This is a genomic window from Meiothermus ruber DSM 1279 (assembly GCF_000024425.1).
GTDB classification, from domain to species: Bacteria; Deinococcota; Deinococci; order Deinococcales; family Thermaceae; genus Meiothermus; species Meiothermus ruber.
This window is the reverse complement of record NC_013946.1, coordinates 2,185,568-2,200,551: the sequence shown is the minus strand read 5'-3', so window position 1 is coordinate 2,200,551 and position 14,984 is coordinate 2,185,568. Positions and strand designations below refer to the sequence as shown.

The window sequence follows — 14,984 nt, the reverse complement described above, 5'->3', positions numbered from 1 at the left end:
CAGGAGTGAGGTTAGAGATGGCTGCTTCCCAGCGTGAAAAAGTGCCGGTGGTGGAGATGCGGGGCGTAACCAAGGTCTACCGCTCGGGCTCGAGCACCCGCACGGTGGAGGTGCGCGCACTTTCGGGCGTCGACCTGACCATCTACCCCGGCGAGTATGTGGCCCTGATGGGGCCTTCGGGCTCGGGCAAGTCTACCCTGATGCACATCATCGGCCTGCTCGACACGCCCACCGAGGGCGAGTACCGCCTGGGGGGCGAGCCGGTGCGCGGCCTGAGCGAGGCCCAACTGGCCCGCATCCGCAACCAGCGGGTGGGGTTTGTGTTCCAGGCGTTTTTTCTGCTACCCCGCCTGACCGCGCTGCACAACGTGGCCCTGCCCCTGGTCTACCGGGGACTGCCGCTGGCAGAGCGGCTTAAGCGGGCCAGAGCGGCGCTCGAGGCGGTGGGTCTGGGCGACCGCCTCGACCACCTGCCCTCCGAGCTTTCAGGGGGGCAGAAGCAGCGGGTGGCCATCGCGCGGGCCCTGGTGCAGGAGCCCGACCTGTTGCTGGCCGATGAGCCCACCGGCAACCTCGACTCCAGGTCTTCCGACGAGATTCTGGGGCTGTTCGATGCCCTGCACCGCCAGGGCAAGACCATCGTGATGGTGACCCACGAGCCGGATGTGGGGGCCCGGGCCCAGCGCATCGTGCGGCTGCGCGATGGCCGGGTGGCCGAAGGAGGGGTGGCATGAACCCAGCCAGACCGACCCCCGCGGCTCCGGCTGGGCCCATGGGCATGAACCCGCTCGAGAACTTCCGCATGGCCTTCGAGTCGCTGTGGGGCAACAAACTGCGCAGCTTTCTGGCCTTGCTGGGCATTGTGATTGGGGTGTTTGCTGTCACGGCCATGATCTCGCTGGGTCAGATGGCCACGGCAGGCATCACCCAGGACCTCGAGGCCATCGCGGGCCGTTCGATTTTTGTACAGCCCAACTTCAACGAGGGCCAGGACTTCAGCACCGCGCCTATCCGCCAGGAGGACATCCTGGCCCTGCAAACCCTGCCCGCCGCGGTCATTCCGCAGCTTTTCACCAGCGCGCAGTACGAGGTGCGGCCTGGCACGCGGCGCTCCATCCAGCTCCAGGGCACCCCCGGCGACCTGCCCCGGCTCGACCCCACCAACAAGCTGGCTAAAGGGCGCTACTTCAGCGAGGCCGAAGCGCGGGGCGGGCTGGCGGTGGCGGTGCTCTCCGACCGGGCGGCCCGGGATCTGTTTCCTGGCCGCGAGGCGGTGGGCCAGGTGGCCCGTTTGTACTATCCGAACGGGGCCCGCCTCGAGCTCACCGTGGTGGGGGTCTTGCAGCCCCCCGGGGGGCTGTTTGGGGGTCTGGGGGCGGCGGCAACCGTGTACGTCCCCAACGAGCTGATCTGGAACACCTCGCCCACCGCCCGCAAGGGCCAGTACGATTTTGTGGTGCTCTCCCTCAAAAAAGGAGCCGATGCCAGGCAGGTCACCCGCCAGGTGCAGCGCATCTTCGAGGGCCGCTACGGTAAGGGCAAATACCAGATTGCCTCCACCGAGAGTTTCCAGGACACCCTGCGCTCCATCACCTTAATTTTGCAGGCGCTGCTGGGGGCCATTGCCGGGCTCTCGTTGCTGGTGGGCGGGATTGGCATTATGAACATCATGCTGGTCTCGGTAACCGAGCGTACCCGCGAGATTGGCCTGCGCAAGGCGCTGGGCGCGACCTCGAGCCAGATCCGCCAGCAGTTTCTGATCGAAGCGGTGGTGCTCACGCTGGTGGGGGGACTGCTGGGCGTGGTGCTGGCTGCGGGTCTGCTGCTGGTGATTACCGCGACGGTGCCGTTCTTCAAAGTTTTTATCCTCAACCCAGCGACGGTGCTGCTGGCCCTGGCGGTGAGCGCGTTGGTGGGCCTGTTCTTTGGGGTATGGCCGGCGGCGCGGGCGGCGGCGCTCGACCCCATCGAGGCCCTGCGCTACGAATAAGAAAACCAGGGATTGGGGATCCCTGGTTATGGGTTGGGTCTTTGGGTTTAGCGGAAGTACAGCCGGGGCCCAAACTCCACGCCGAGCCCGAACTGGCTGCTGCCACCGGCAAAATAAATTGCGGGCTTCAGCTCAACGAGGAAGTTGAAGCTGCCGCTTACGGGGAGCTCGAGGCCGGCCGCGCCGGAGAGAACAAACACGGTGTTGCCCCCAGCTTGCAGGCCCAGCCCACCCCCAAAGTAGAAGTCCAGCCCAGGGTTGCGCAGGAAGTAGAGTGCGTCTGCACCGATAACAAAAACAGTGCCCCCGCTGTTGGTTTGCAGCCCGAACCCGCCGCGCAGGGCCAGTGGGCCTAGCACGTTCTCGGCCCCCATGCGGGCAGAGGCGCTCAGGCTAAAGTTGGGCACCAGGTTGACGTTCCCGCCGGCCACCTCGCCGAAGAACCGTCCTTGGGCAAAAGCCCCACCTAAGACCATGGCTACGAACAAGACGAGTAGTTTTTTCACCTTTCACCTCCAGACGGCCCTGCAAGAAGGCCGTCCCAGCAGAGTTTAAAGCATTTGGCCCAAATTGCGATAAGCTTATACCAAGGAGGCAGTATGCAACGTTGGTTGACGGCGTTGGTTGTGGTTATTGGGTTCGCCCTGGCCCAGGCCCCGGCAGGCTGGCAGGAAATTCGACCGGGGGGTGCGGCGGTTTGCTCGGATGGCTCGCCCTGGCGCTTTTATGTGGCTCCGGGGGCTGCCGATAAGGTGATCGTCAATTTTCAGGGGGGTGGGGCCTGCTGGGATGCTGCCACCTGCAACCCCCAGTCCCGCCTCTACACCACCCGCCTGCAGCTTCAGGACTTGCAGGCCGGTCAGGGCATTTTCAACCGCAATAACCCCGAAAACCCCTTCCGCGACTGGACGCACGTGTTCGTGCCCTACTGCACTGCCGACCTGCACTGGGGCAACAACACGGCCCGCTACGGCGATCTGACCATTCAGCATAAAGGGGCCGTCAACGCCCGCCAGGCGGTGCTCTGGGTTTTCAACAACATCCCCAATCCGCAGAACATACTTGTTACCGGTTGCAGCGCGGGCGGCTATGGCTCGATTATGTGGGCCCCCTACTTTATGCGCCGCTACCCCAACGCGCAGGTGACACAGCTAGGGGATGCCGCCCTGGGGGTGGCCCCGGCCTCGTTCTTCCCGGTGGCCTCGAGGGCCTGGGGTATTCAAAGTGCGCTTCCTGGCTGGATTGGGGGCCTCGAGCCCGCCCAACTGGGCTCCAACGACCTGTACCAGATCTTTGCCAGGGCCTACCCCAACCGCAGCTTTGCTCAGTACAGCACCCTGGCCGATGAGGTGCAGATCTTCTTCTACAGCCTGATTGTGGGCCAGCCGCGCCCCACCCCCGAAATCGCTCAGCAGTGGGTGCAGGGCGCGCTGGCCAACCTGGCTTCCATTAAACAAGCAGCCCCTAACTTCTATAGCTACCTGGCCCCCGGTACCCAGCACTGCATCATCGGGCGGCCCGAGTTTTACAGCACCAGGGTGGGGGATGTGCGCTTTGTGGACTGGCTGAGCAGGCTGGTGTCGAACGGCAGGCCCGGCGATGTGGCCCCGCCCAGGTAAACACAGGGCCGGCTGCAATTGGGCCAGATGCGGGTTGTCAACGTGCTAACCGTTGATGGCTCGCTCAAAACGAATCGCCCACCTCCTCCCACCCCAGCTCGGCTTTGCTAGAACCGGGCCGCTTTTGGGGGGCAAAGCTGACAAACCACTCGCGTAGGCGCGGCTCGAGGCCCACCAGCAGCTTGTGCACCGTCGATTTCTTGAGAGGAGCGGCTTCTAGCAGACCGCACAGCAAGGCATCGCCCCTTTCTTCCACCAGCCGCGCGGCCTCGGTGGTGAACTGCCCCTGAAACCAGAGTTGATCGGAAAGCCGCTTGGGCCTGGTCTCGTAGCTGCCCAGGCTGGGCTCGCTGGGCGTGAGCTGGGCCAGCAGCAGGCCCCACTGCTTGGCTTTGGGGTAGAGCTCCGGCAAGGCCAGGTGAAGCGCAAGAAGATAGAGGTAGTTGGCCAGAAACTCATCTACCCAGCGAACCCGGGTACGCAGCTTCCAGGCCACGGCCACAGCGTGGGCATACTCGTGGCCCAGGTTAAGGTCGAGGAAATCACCCGGCTGGCCTGGCGGTTTGCCGGCTCGCTGGATGGCCGGAACCAGGGCCTCGCGCAGCCGCCAGATCAGGCGCTCGGGGTAGCGGGCCGGTAGAAACAGGTACAGCCCTTCACGCAGGCTGGTGCGCTGGAAGGGAAAACCATAGGGGTGCTTGACCCGGGCGGCCCAGTCGGCTTCGTTCAGCACCATCAGGTGCACGGGCGGTATCTCGGCATAGCGGGCCAGGCCCTGGCGCAAGGCCAGCAAATAGGCCTGCATGGCCCTGGCCCGCAACAGCGCGCCCTCGGAGGCCTGCAAGGGGATGTGCGGATGGGGGAGGGCTTGCACACCCTGATTGTACGGGAGGGGTCTACGGCCTCAGCTCGAGCGTCCAGGTGGGCCCCCAGTCAGCCGGACGGGTGCTGAGGGGAATATACTGCTTGTCGCGCCAGAGCCAGAGCAGGTCGTCGAAGTGGGGGCTAAACAGGTCGGCAGACTGGCCCATGGGGTAGATGATGCGGCTGTTGTCGGGGTCAGAAAGGTCGAAGAGGGTGCGCAGGCTGGCCCCCGAGGTGTGCAGAAAGGTGTCCTGGTTGTAGTTGGCTACGTTCACGGTGTGCATCGAGCCGGGGGTGGGGATGGTGCGGTTGAACAGGCCGCCAACAAGCGGCGCGGAGGCCAGGGGGGAGGTCAGGCTGGCCTGGTGCAGCCGGCCCCACTGCCAGCCGGAGGGGTCGGGGCCCAGGCGGCGCTCGAGCTCGGCGCCGGCTTTCTCCAGGGCCTGGGCCATAAACTGGGCGCAGTTCCGAATGCCCGCGCGGGCATCCTGGCACCAGCGGCCTTCCTCGCGCAGGGTTTTGATGAAGGTATAGGGCACCGGCGGGTAGCGCAGGCCCAGCTCATCCTCCAGCATTCGGGAGATCTCGCGGTAGTAGAAGGCAAAGGCTGTGGCCCCCACCGAGTCCAGCTCGGCCCGCAAGTCCCAGTTGCGCACCGCGTTTTGCAGACGTCGGGCCGCCTCGCTCTGGGGCTGTAGGGCCAGCAATCCCGGTAGCAGCTCACGGGCAATGATGGAGTAGGTATCGCCCTGCCAGCGGGCCATGTCCTCGAGGTTGGCCCTGGGTGTGGCCAGAATCAGCTCGCGGATGCGCTGGGCCCGGAAGACCTCGGTGGTGTAGCTGGAGATGTCCGGCCCGCCGTGCGGCAGCACCCGGTTGTTGGCGCTCGCAACAAACCCCTCCTTAGGGTTGACCACCTGGGGCAGCCGCTCAAAAGGCAGGTAACCCTTCCACTGCTGCCCCTTGCTGGCGCTGGCCGGGAAGCGCCCGTCCCAGTCGCGTATGGGAACCCAGCCCGGTGCGAAATAGCCGATGGTACCCTCCACATCGGCATACACGAAGTTCTGCATGGGGGCCACGTAGCGCCTCAGGGCCTGGCGGAACTCCTCGGCGTTCTGGGCGCGGTTCATGCCCAGGTAGGCGTCCAGGGTGGTGTCCTGCGGGTCGAGGCCCGTCCAGCGCACCGCAACCGCCTGCTTTTCCGTAGCGATGGCGGCGCCCGCCGTGAGGCCGGGCCGCAGGAAGGCCGGGCCCAGGTCGGAGATCACCGGGCCGTACTCGCTTTCCCGCACGGTGATGGTCACCGGGTCGGCCCCCCGCACCCGGATGGTCTCCTGCCGAACCCGTAGCGGAACCAGGCCCAGCGGGGTGCGGTACGACCCTCCTTCCAAATCCAGCACAAACAGATCCATCACGTCGGGCCGCACGTTGGTGGCCCCCCAGGCCACCCGGTCGTTGCGCCCCAGAAACACCCCCGGCACCCCTGGAATGGTGGCCCCAATGGCGTGGTAGGTGGGGCCGCGCAGGTCGGCGATGTACCACAGCGCGGGGTTTTGCAGCCGCAGGTGGGGGTCGTTGGCCAGCATCGGCTTGCCGGTGGTGGTGCGCGCACCGCTCAGCACCCAGTTGTTGGAGCCCTGGTCGGGGTTTTGGGGTGCGAGGCTGAGCTGCCTGGAAAACGCGGCCACCCGCTCGAGCCGCTCCAGGAGGTCAGGGGAGAGTGCGGCTGGCTGGTATACCCGGCGGCTCTGGGCGCGCTCGTCCAGGCTGCGGAGGTCTTCGGGCTGGAGGATGGTGGGCCAGCCCTGCGGATAGGCCCCGCGCAGGTCGTTGAAGCCCTCGAGGCCCACTTTGTTCAGGATGAAGGTGTTGTCTATCTCGTCCTGCCAGACCTGCCCCAGGTCGTAGGACTGCAGCTTGCCCCAGGCCAGGGTGTCGGCGGGGGTCCAGGGCTCGGGGGTGAAGCCCAGCAGAGCAAAGGGAAGGGGCAGGTGGCCCTCGCGGATGAACTGATTGACCCCCGCGGCGTAGGCCTCGAGGGCTCGGCGGGTGAACTCGCTGTGGTTGGGAAGGGCGGCCTGAGCGGCCCGGTAGAAGCCCCAGGTGCGGAAGAAGCGATCCTGCTCGATGGCCCCGCTGCCCAGAATTTCGGCTAGCCGCCCCTGCGCGGCCCGGCGGCCCAGCTCCATCTGAAAAAGCCGGTCGCGCGCGTGCACGTAGCCCTGTGCAAAAAACACGTCCATATCGCTGGCCTGAGCCCGGATGTGCGGAACCCCCCAGCGGTCGAAGGTAATGCGCACCGGCCCCACAAGCCCCTGCACCTGCTGTACCTGATTGACCGGCACGCAGGAAGCCAGCACCAGCAAACCCATAAGCCACAAAAGCCGCCTGTGCATAGTTACTCCTCAGTATATGGAATCGCTGCGGTGTTGGTTGGGCCTGTCGAACGCCCCTGGTGGGTCTTGACCACCCCGGCGGCTTCCAGCGCGCTTATCTCCTCCAAAGAAAGGCCCAGGGCTGCGTGCAGCACTTCCTGGGTGTGCTCCCCCAGCAGCGGGGGGTGTGAACGAATCTGGGCTGGGGTGCGCGAGAAGTGGGCCAGCGGGGAGCCCAGCAGCGGAACCGTCCCCAGCCAGGGGTGCTGCACCTGTTGGCGCATACCCCGGGCCTGGGCCTGGGGCTCGGCCAGGGCCTCGGCCAGATTGTTCACCGGCGTGACCGGAACCCCGGCCTGGGTGAAGCGCTCGAGCCACTCCTTACGCGGACGGGCCCGTAGGATGGCCTCGAGCCTCGGCAAAAGCTCGGCGCGGTGGGTAACCCGGCCCGCATTGGTCTGAAAGCGCGGGTCTTCCCACAGCTCCAGGTGTCCGGCGGCCTCGCAGACCCGCCGGTACTGCTCGTCGTTGCCGATGGTCAGCATGAACCAGCCGTCCGCCGCTTCAAAGGCCCCATAGGGCACAATCTGGGGATGGCCGTTGCCCAGCCGCTCGGGCAGTTGACCGGTCAGCAGGTAGCTCTGGGCCAGGTTAACCATGGCCGAAAGCCCCACGTCGAACAGGGCCAGGTCAATGTGCTGCCCCTGCCCGCTCCTGGCCCGTTCCTGCAAGGCAGCCAGCACCGCCACGGCCCCATGCAGCCCGGTCATCAGGTCAATCCAGGCCACTGGTACGCGCATGGGCGGGCCCTCCGGCGCCCCCGTGACCGACATGATGCCGCACAAACCCTGCACCGCCACATCGTAACCGGGTTCCTGGGCGCGGGGGCCGGTCTGGCCGTAGCCGGTAATGGACAGGTAGATGAGCCGTGGGTTTAGCCTGGATAGGCTGGCGTAGTCCAGCCCGTAGCGGGCCAGGTCGCCGGTTTTGTAATTCTCCACCAGCACATCGGCCTGCCGGGCCAGTTCCTGCACCACCTGCTGGCCCCTGGGGTCTTTGAGGTTGACCACCAGGCTCTTTTTACCCCGGTTGCAGGAGAGATAGTACGCGCTTTCCCCCTCCCGCCCCAGTTCCCAGCCAGGGTGCTCATCGGGCTCGGCCAGGTTTCCCTCATCCCCCGCCAGGGGGGAAGGGGGTGGCTGTCGTTTTGACAAGAAGGGGGGGCCCCAGCCACGGGTGTCGTCGCCCCTGGGGGGTTCGATCTTCCAGACCTCCGCCCCCAGGTCGGCCAGCATCTGGGTGCAGAAGGGGCCGGCCAGAATCCGCGAAAGGTCGAGTACCTTGAGACCATCCAGCGCGCTCATGCTCGAGATACTAAAGCTTTTATGGGTAGAATCGGCGGCATGAAGGTTCTGATTACAGGTGGAGCAGGGTATATCGGCAGCACCATCGCCCACGCACTCCTCGACACCGGCCATACCCCGGTGCTCCTGGACTCGCTGGTAACCGGGCCCCGGGTCTTTACCGAGGGCAAAATTTTCTACGAGGGCGATATCGCCGACCGGGCCCTGCTGGAGCGCATCTTCCGGGAGCACCCCGATATTCACAGCACCATTCACTGCGCCGCGCGGATTGTGGTGCCGGAGTCGGTGGAGCAGCCCTACCTCTACTACCGCGAAAACGTCTGCAAGAGCCTCGAGCTCTTCAAAAACCTGGAAGAACTCGGCTACCCTCGAGTGGTGTTCAGCTCCTCGGCCTCCATCTACGACGCGGTGCCGGGGTTCAAAGTCACCGAGACCTCGCCGCTCAAGCCCAGCTCCCCCTACGCCCGCACCAAGTACATGATGGAGATGGTGCTGGAAGACCTGTCCAAAGCCACCCGTCTGCGCGGGATTGCCCTGCGCTACTTCAACCCCATCGGGGCCGACCCCAAGCTGCGCTCGGGCATCCACGTGCGCGAACCCAGCCACGTGCTGGGCAAAATGGTGGATGTGGCGCTGGGCAAACTACCCGAGTTCACCATCACCGGCGTAAACTGGCCCACCCGCGACGGCTCGGGCATCCGCGACTACATCCATGTGTGGGATCTGGCCATGGCCCACGTCAAAGCGGTGGAGCAGTTTGACCAGGTCATTGAAAAAGTGGGCAGTCCCTACGTGGTCATCAACCTGGGAACCGGGCACGGCGTCACCGTCAAGGAGCTGGTGGCCGCGTTCGAGCGGGTTTACGGGCGGCCCATCCCCAAGCGCGAGGCCCCGCCCCGCCCCGGCGATGTGGCCGGGGCCTACGCCAACGCCGACCGGGCCCTGGAGCTCCTGGGCTGGAAGGCCGAACACTCGATCGACGAGGGCATCGCCAGCGCCCTGGCCTGGGGCCAGAAGCGCAAAGAAATTCTGGGATACGCCTAGCCCGTGCTTATGGGCTTTCCAGGGCCAAAGTGTTGAACAGATCGAACAGCAACAACCAGGCCCCCTGCAAGGCGATGGCCCACCCGGCCCCCTGGCTGCGGGGGTCGGGCTGCAGGGCCAGCACCACACCACCGGCGATGTAAAGGAGATCGAGACCGGCGTTGATATACAGCAGGTTGCGGAGGCTATCCTTGCCCGGCTCGGGCCCCAGCAGCCCCACCAGGGCAATGCCGGAGTTAACCGCCGCCCAGACCGAGTTGGTGAGCCAGAACGAGCGCTGCCAGGGGTCATCGCTGGTGAGCCCGATGCTGGAGCCCACCAGGGTCCAGGGCACGCTCCAGGCCAGAAGGCGGGCGGAAATCGCCAGCCCCCGGTAGCCCTCCGGGGCCGGGCCAAAAAGCAGCCGATCCCAGGAGGGTCGTTCGGGTTGCTGGGCCTCCGCCGCATAGGCCATTCCCACCGAAAAGGGGTTTTGCGCCTGGGCCAGCCCCACAAAGGCCAAGCAGGCCAAAAGTGAAAACCAGAGGCCTCTGCGCATGCCTCCAGCTTCGCCGCTCAGTGTGCCGGCGAGTGGGGCTCGGGCAACACTTTGCCGGGGTTCAGGCGGTTGTGCGGGTCGAAGGCAGCCTTGACCCGCCTTAAGGCCTCGAGGGTCTCGGGGTCTACCGCCTCGCTCATAAAGTCGCGCTTCATGAGGCCGATGCCGTGCTCCCCCGAGAGCACACCCCCATGCCGCAAGGCCACCCGGGCGATCTCGTGCAGCAGTTCCCAGACCTTCTCCTCGGCGTCCACCCTGGGGTCGAAGAGCACGTTGGGGTGCAGGTTGCCATCGCCAATGTGTCCAAACTGCACCACCTGCAGGCCGTACTGCCGGCCCAGCGCCTCGATGGCCCGCACCACCGCGGGCAGGCTCGAGCGCGGTACGGCGATGTCCTCGTTCAGCCGCTTGGGCTTGATGGCGCCAATCGCTGGCGAGATCGAGCGGCGGGCCTTCCAGAGGGCCTCGCTCTCGGCGGCATCCTGGGCGACCCGCACGGCGGCCCCGTGCTGCTGGCAGGCCTCGGCCACCCATTGCAGCTCCTCTTCCACGATGAGGGGATTGTCGCCGTCGGTGTCCACCAGCAAGATCGCCGCAGCCTCGCGGGGCAGGCCCAGCCGCAGGTAGTCTTCCACCGCGTTGATGCAGCCGTTGTCCATGAACTCGAGCTTGCTCGGCACCGCACCCGCTGCAATGGCTTCCGAGACCGCTTCGGCCGCCTGCCCCACCTCACCAAAGATGGCCATCAGGGTGCGGGTGTAACGGGGGATGGGCTCCAGGCGCAGCCGGGCTTCGGTGATCAGGCCCAGCGTGCCTTCGGAGCCCACCAGCAGACCCGCCAGGTCGTAGGCCTTGCGCTCCAGGCGGTGCACCTGGCCGGCAAAGTCGACGAACTCGAGCGCCTCCACATAATCGCCGGTCACGCCCTTCTTGAAGCACAGCGGCCCCCCGGCGTTCTCGGCCAGGTTGCCCCCGATGGTGCTGGTGCGAAAGGAGGCCGGGTCGGGGGGGTACCACAGGCCATGGGGCCGGGCCTGCTCGCTGATTTGCTGGGTGACCACCCCCGGCTGCACGGTGGCGGTGCGGGCCTGGGGGTCGATGTGCAGCCCGGTCATGCGGGTAAAGGAGAGCACGATGGACTCCTGAACCGGAACCGCCCCCCCCGAGAGCCCGCTGGCCGCCCCCCGGGCCACGATGGGCAGCCCCACCCGGTTGGCGAAGCGCACCACCTCCACCACATCGGCGGTGCAGGTTGGCAGCACCACCAGGGCCGGGGTTACGCCCATGGCGATGCCGTCGTAGGAGTAGTTGCGCCGCTGGGCCCGCTCGAGCAAAACCTTCTCCCGGCCCAGCCGCGCCTGCAATTCCTGGACGGACTGGGCCGGCTGGGTGTAGCTGGGGCGGGGCGAGGGTTTGAGGGTTTTTTTCCCGAGGTTGAGGGTCACGCCTATAGCTTATCAGGGCGGCCTCAGGGGCAGTTGTCAATCACCGGAATACCGGGAAAGACCAGCCGGGCCGAGCTGCCGTTGGTCGCGACAACGGTGAGCTCGAGGCGGGTGGCCCCGATCGGGCGGGGCTGGGGCACCGGGGTGACCACAATGCCCTGGGGCGCCACGCTCAAGGGGGCGGTGCCCGGGCTCAAAACCCAGTTCACCGTGATGCGGTTGTTCTGGTTGGTGTAGCCCCCGCTCTCGCGGTTCATGCGGAGGGTATGGGTGGCCTGACCGGTTGCTTCGCCTACCAGCCTGGAATCCCAGTAGGCAATCCGGGCAAAGTCGTTGTAGCGGAAGCTATAGGTGAGGGTGGTGGGTTGGTTATCGCAGATGTACGAGCGCCCGCTGGTATCGCGGAAGTTGCTCTCGTAGCGCAGGTCGGAGATGAGTAGAGCGTCGGAAGGGTTGGTGCCGATGGGGATGCAGCCTGCTAGCGCCGTTGCCAGCATAGAAGCCAGGAGCCATCTTTTCATGATTGAATCTTGGCTCGAGTTCCCCCCACCCGCATAAGGGAAGGCTTAACAGGGGTTTAGTCTGGTGGCCTGAACGGCGTAATCTAAATTCCGGATAAAGATAGACTGTCCCGGTATGAACCACTGGCTGCTCAAATCTGAACCCGATGTGTTTAGCATAGACGACCTTAAGAAGCAAAAAACCACCCTCTGGGACGGGGTGCGCAACTACCAGGCGCGCAACTTCCTGAGGGCCATGCAGGTGGGGGATTTGGCTTTTTTCTACCACTCCAGCACCGAGCCACCCGGCATCGTGGGGCTGTGCCAGGTGCTGGAGACCCACATTGCCGACCCCAGCCAGTTTGACCCTCGGTCGCCCTACCACGACCCCCGCAGCTCAAAGGACAACCCCCGCTGGTGGACGGTGCGGGTGGGCTTTGTGGAGAAATTCGAACGCATGATCACCCTGGGGGTGCTGCGGGCGAAATTTAGCCCCGACGAACTGCTCCTGCTTCGTCGGGGCAACAGGCTGTCGGTGATGCCGGTGGCTGCGGAGGTGGCCGAAAGGATTATTGCGATGAAAGGGTGCCGATGATTTTGAAGAGCGGCAGGAACATCCCGGCCACAATCACGCCCACCACCAGGCCCAGGAAGATAATCATCAGGGGCTCGATGGCTGCCGTGAGCGCGCTGACGGCCTCGTCTACTTCTCGCTCATAAAAGTCGGCGATTTTTTGCAGCATGGTATCGAGGGCCCCGGTCTCTTCCCCGATGGCAATCATCGAGCTGACCATGGGCGGGAAGACCTGCGGGTGGGCCTGGATGGTGGTGAAGACGGGCTCACCTGCCTGAATGGCGATCTTGGTCTGCTCGAGGATATCTTCCACAATGGCGTTGCCCGCCGTGCCTTTGGTGATGTCGAGGGCTTCCACAATGTTGACGCCGCTCGAGATCAGCAGGCCAAAGGTGCGCGAAAAACGGGCCAGGGCGCTTTTTTTCATCAGGTCGCCAAAAACTGGCAGCTTGAGCTTGATCTGATCGATCTGGCGCCGCCCTTTCTCGGTTCGGTAGTAGGCCCGGTAGGCAAAGTACAGCGCCACCGCGATCAAAGCGATGAAGATGGTGCTCTGGCGCAAAAAGTCGGAGATGCCCATCAGGGCCCGGGTCAGGAGCGGCAGCTCGGAGCCGAGCCCGGTCAGGATCTGGGCAAACTGCGGCACGATGCCGGTCAGGAGGAAGTAGGTTACCCCAATGGCAAAAACAAATACGATGGCGGGGTAGGTCATGGCCGAGCGGATTTTTCCGCGCAGGGCCAGCTCGTTTTCCAGAAAGGTGGCCAGCCGATCCAGAATGGCATCCAGCGTGCCTGAGGTCTCGCCGGCCCGTACCAGGTTGATGTAAAGGCGGGTAAACAGGCTGTGCTTGCTCAGGGCCTCGCTGAAATTGGCCCCCCCTTCCACCTCGGTGCGGATTTCTTTGAGTATGCTCTGAAACTTCTTCTTTTCGGTCTGCCGTTCCAGAATAGCCAGGGCCTGGACAATGGGCAGGCCGGCGTTGAGCATGGTGGCGAGCTGACGGCTGAAGATGGCTAAATCCTTGAGCCCCGGCTTGGGATCCAGCCCCGGCAGCTTGATCTCGGCCTGCAGGCCCTTGCCCGGCTCCTTGATCTCGGCGATGAACAGACCTTTTTCGCGCAAATTGCGGGCGGCAGTGCGGATGTCATCGGCTTCGATGACGGCATTGATCAGCCGCCCTTGGCGATCCCTGGCCTTATATTGATAGGTTGGCATACTGGCCCTAGTATAGCCTTTGCGGGGCCGGAGGATGGTGAATTGACCACATCCACCGTGGAGTCCTGGAGCGTCTTTGGTATGGATCTGCAGCAGCTTAAAGCCCAGCTTTTGGCCGTTTTGTTCGCGGCCGGGCGGCCGCTTTCCCTGCAGGATCTGAGCCCGCTGGGGGGTGAGGAGGCCCTGACCCGGGCGGTGGTGGCCCTCGAGCGTGACCTGGCCGATGGGCACCTGGGGGTACAGCTCGAGCGGGTGGCGGGCGGATGGCGGCTGGTGGTGCACCCCCTGCACCTCAATGCGGTCGAGCAGGTGTTGCGTCCCAACCCACCGCGAATCTCCAAGGCTGCGCTGGAGGTGCTGGCGCTGATTGCTTACCAGCAGCCCCTGACCAGGGCCGAGCTGGAAGCCCTGCGCGGTAAGAGCGTAGAGGGGGTGCTCGAGGGCCTGCTGGAACGCGAACTGGTGCGGGTGGTGGGGGAGAAGGAGGCCATCGGGCGACCCAAGCTGTATGGAACCACCGACCGGTTTCTGGAGCTTTTTGGGCTGGAAAGCCTGGCCGACCTGCCCCCGCTGGGGGAAGGCCCGGTATTGCTCTTGCGCGGTTAAGGGTTTATCCAGAACGCGGGCTGGCAGTTTGTGTACGGGCTGTGTGAAGCGGTGTTGCAACCGGGGTTGTCTGCTAACCCTTCGTTATAATGCCGCGAGGGAGGCTTTTTTGTTGTGACGCTTCGGGTAGATTTGATTCCCAGTCCCCCGTATCCCCAGCCGGTGCTTGTGGTGGATGTTTTTTTCGGCAGCCTGGTGGGTGCGCTGCTATCGGCTGGCGCCCGGGGGGTCTGGGTTGCCAAAAGTGTGCGAGCGGCGCGCCTGCTGGCTGAAGGTGGGGCGTTGCTTTTGGGTGAACAGGAGGGGGTTCCGCCGGAGGGCTTTCACGGGGGGCTCTCGCTGCAGGCCCTACCGGGGCTTCAGGTGGAGGGAAAAACCTGTGTGCTGCTGGCCCCGCCGCTGGCCGAGTCGCTGGAACAGATGCCGTTGGAAACAGGGCTGGCCTACTTCCGCAACGCTAAAGCGGCGGTGGCCCAGGCCCTCGAGCGCAGCATCGAGACGGTGGTTGCGGCCACCCAGCGCCGGCTCGAGCCCAGCCTGGCTAACACGGTGGCCGCTGGCTTTATAGCCAAACGCCTGCACCAGGCCCTGGGTAAGATGGGGGTCTTGCGGGAGGGCGCGCACCTGGCCACGGCCCTGCTGAAGTCCTTCCCAGATCCGCAAGAGTCGCTTTTCCAGTCTGAGATGGGCCGGCAGCTTTACCTTTTGGGTCGCAGTGAAGAGCTGGCCCTGGCCAGCCTGGTGAGCGTGGAAGGGGTGGTGCCCAGGCTGAAGCAGGTGCGCGTGCTCGAGGCGAAAGTCTACGGCCTGACCAAAGATAGGTTTGGGTTCTGTTTCCAGGTGGGGTAA

Annotated in this window: 15 protein-coding genes; 7 read left to right on the top strand and 8 right to left on the bottom strand. The window is 65.0% G+C overall.

The features are described 5' to 3' along the window. Nucleotides 1-17 precede the first annotated feature (17 nt). Together MRUB_RS10840 and MRUB_RS10835 are read left to right on the top strand one after the other, a co-directional pair. Nucleotides 18-734 carry an ABC transporter ATP-binding protein gene (locus tag MRUB_RS10840; protein ID WP_013014400.1) on the top strand — a complete coding sequence of 239 codons (717 nt, stop codon included), beginning with the start codon at nucleotides 18-20 and terminating at the stop codon, nucleotides 732-734. Next, nucleotides 731-1,990, top strand: coding sequence for an ABC transporter permease (locus tag MRUB_RS10835; protein ID WP_013014399.1), 1,260 nt, complete (start codon nucleotides 731-733; stop codon nucleotides 1,988-1,990). The genes MRUB_RS10840 and MRUB_RS10835 overlap by 4 nt, the downstream gene beginning before the upstream one ends. Before the next feature lie 47 nt (nucleotides 1,991-2,037). On the opposite strand, the gene MRUB_RS10830 is transcribed toward MRUB_RS10835, so the two are convergent. Next, nucleotides 2,038-2,496, bottom strand: a complete 459-nt coding sequence (locus MRUB_RS10830; RefSeq protein WP_013014398.1) for a hypothetical protein — start codon at nucleotides 2,494-2,496, stop codon at nucleotides 2,038-2,040. Nucleotides 2,497-2,589: 93 nt separating this feature from the next. Here MRUB_RS10830 and MRUB_RS10825 point away from each other — a divergent pair, with 93 nt between their 5' ends. Beyond that, nucleotides 2,590-3,609, top strand: a complete 1,020-nt coding sequence (locus MRUB_RS10825; RefSeq protein WP_013014397.1) for a pectin acetylesterase-family hydrolase — start codon at nucleotides 2,590-2,592, stop codon at nucleotides 3,607-3,609. Between the two features lie 64 nt (nucleotides 3,610-3,673). On the opposite strand, the gene MRUB_RS10820 is transcribed toward MRUB_RS10825, so the two are convergent. The 3 genes from MRUB_RS10820 to MRUB_RS10810 are packed head-to-tail and all read right to left on the bottom strand — an operon-like array spanning nucleotide 3,674 to nucleotide 8,212. After that, nucleotides 3,674-4,483: a hypothetical protein gene (locus MRUB_RS10820; RefSeq protein ID WP_013014396.1), complete on the bottom strand. Its 810-nt coding sequence runs from the start codon at nucleotides 4,481-4,483 to the stop codon at nucleotides 3,674-3,676. Nucleotides 4,484-4,505: 22 nt separating this feature from the next. Further along, the gene (locus MRUB_RS10815) at nucleotides 4,506-6,869 is read right to left on the bottom strand and encodes a penicillin acylase family protein (protein WP_013014395.1); all 2,364 of its coding nucleotides are present in this window, start codon (nucleotides 6,867-6,869) and stop codon (nucleotides 4,506-4,508) included. Nucleotides 6,870-6,871: 2 nt separating this feature from the next. Continuing rightward, nucleotides 6,872-8,212 (bottom strand): CaiB/BaiF CoA transferase family protein, encoded by a 1,341-nt coding sequence (locus MRUB_RS10810; protein WP_013014394.1) that lies wholly within the window; start codon nucleotides 8,210-8,212, stop codon nucleotides 6,872-6,874. Between the two features lie 39 nt (nucleotides 8,213-8,251). Here MRUB_RS10810 and galE point away from each other — a divergent pair, with 39 nt between their 5' ends. Next, nucleotides 8,252-9,256 (top strand): UDP-glucose 4-epimerase GalE, encoded by a 1,005-nt coding sequence (galE, locus tag MRUB_RS10805; protein WP_013014393.1) that lies wholly within the window; start codon nucleotides 8,252-8,254, stop codon nucleotides 9,254-9,256. Nucleotides 9,257-9,263: 7 nt separating this feature from the next. On the opposite strand, the gene MRUB_RS10800 is transcribed toward galE, so the two are convergent. From MRUB_RS10800 to MRUB_RS10790, 3 genes are read right to left on the bottom strand one after another with little or no spacing between them, the layout of a single operon-like run. Next, nucleotides 9,264-9,794 (bottom strand): DUF6992 family protein, encoded by a 531-nt coding sequence (locus MRUB_RS10800; protein WP_013014392.1) that lies wholly within the window; start codon nucleotides 9,792-9,794, stop codon nucleotides 9,264-9,266. Nucleotides 9,795-9,811: 17 nt separating this feature from the next. After that, entirely contained in the window at nucleotides 9,812-11,239 is a 1,428-nt protein-coding gene (locus MRUB_RS10795) for an FAD-binding oxidoreductase (RefSeq protein WP_013014391.1), read from the bottom strand. Nucleotides 11,240-11,262: 23 nt separating this feature from the next. Next, nucleotides 11,263-11,760 carry a hypothetical protein gene (locus MRUB_RS10790; protein WP_024050372.1) on the bottom strand — a complete coding sequence of 166 codons (498 nt, stop codon included), beginning with the start codon at nucleotides 11,758-11,760 and terminating at the stop codon, nucleotides 11,263-11,265. 115 nt (nucleotides 11,761-11,875) lie between these two features. On the opposite strand from MRUB_RS10790, the gene MRUB_RS10785 reads away from it, so the two are divergent. After that, nucleotides 11,876-12,334 (top strand): EVE domain-containing protein, encoded by a 459-nt coding sequence (locus tag MRUB_RS10785; protein WP_013014389.1) that lies wholly within the window; start codon nucleotides 11,876-11,878, stop codon nucleotides 12,332-12,334. Here the strand turns inward: MRUB_RS10785 and pilC are convergent. Next, nucleotides 12,309-13,529 (bottom strand): type IV pilus assembly protein PilC, encoded by a 1,221-nt coding sequence (gene pilC / locus MRUB_RS10780; protein ID WP_013014388.1) that lies wholly within the window; start codon nucleotides 13,527-13,529, stop codon nucleotides 12,309-12,311. The two genes, MRUB_RS10785 and pilC, sit on opposite strands and share 26 nt — an antisense overlap. Before the next feature lie 81 nt (nucleotides 13,530-13,610). Here pilC and scpB point away from each other — a divergent pair, with 81 nt between their 5' ends. Beyond that, the gene (gene scpB / locus MRUB_RS10775; protein WP_013014387.1) at nucleotides 13,611-14,135 is read left to right on the top strand and encodes an SMC-Scp complex subunit ScpB; all 525 of its coding nucleotides are present in this window, start codon (nucleotides 13,611-13,613) and stop codon (nucleotides 14,133-14,135) included. A gap of 114 nt (nucleotides 14,136-14,249) precedes the next feature. Further along, nucleotides 14,250-14,984: a 2-phosphosulfolactate phosphatase gene (locus MRUB_RS10770; RefSeq protein WP_013014386.1), complete on the top strand. Its 735-nt coding sequence runs from the start codon at nucleotides 14,250-14,252 to the stop codon at nucleotides 14,982-14,984.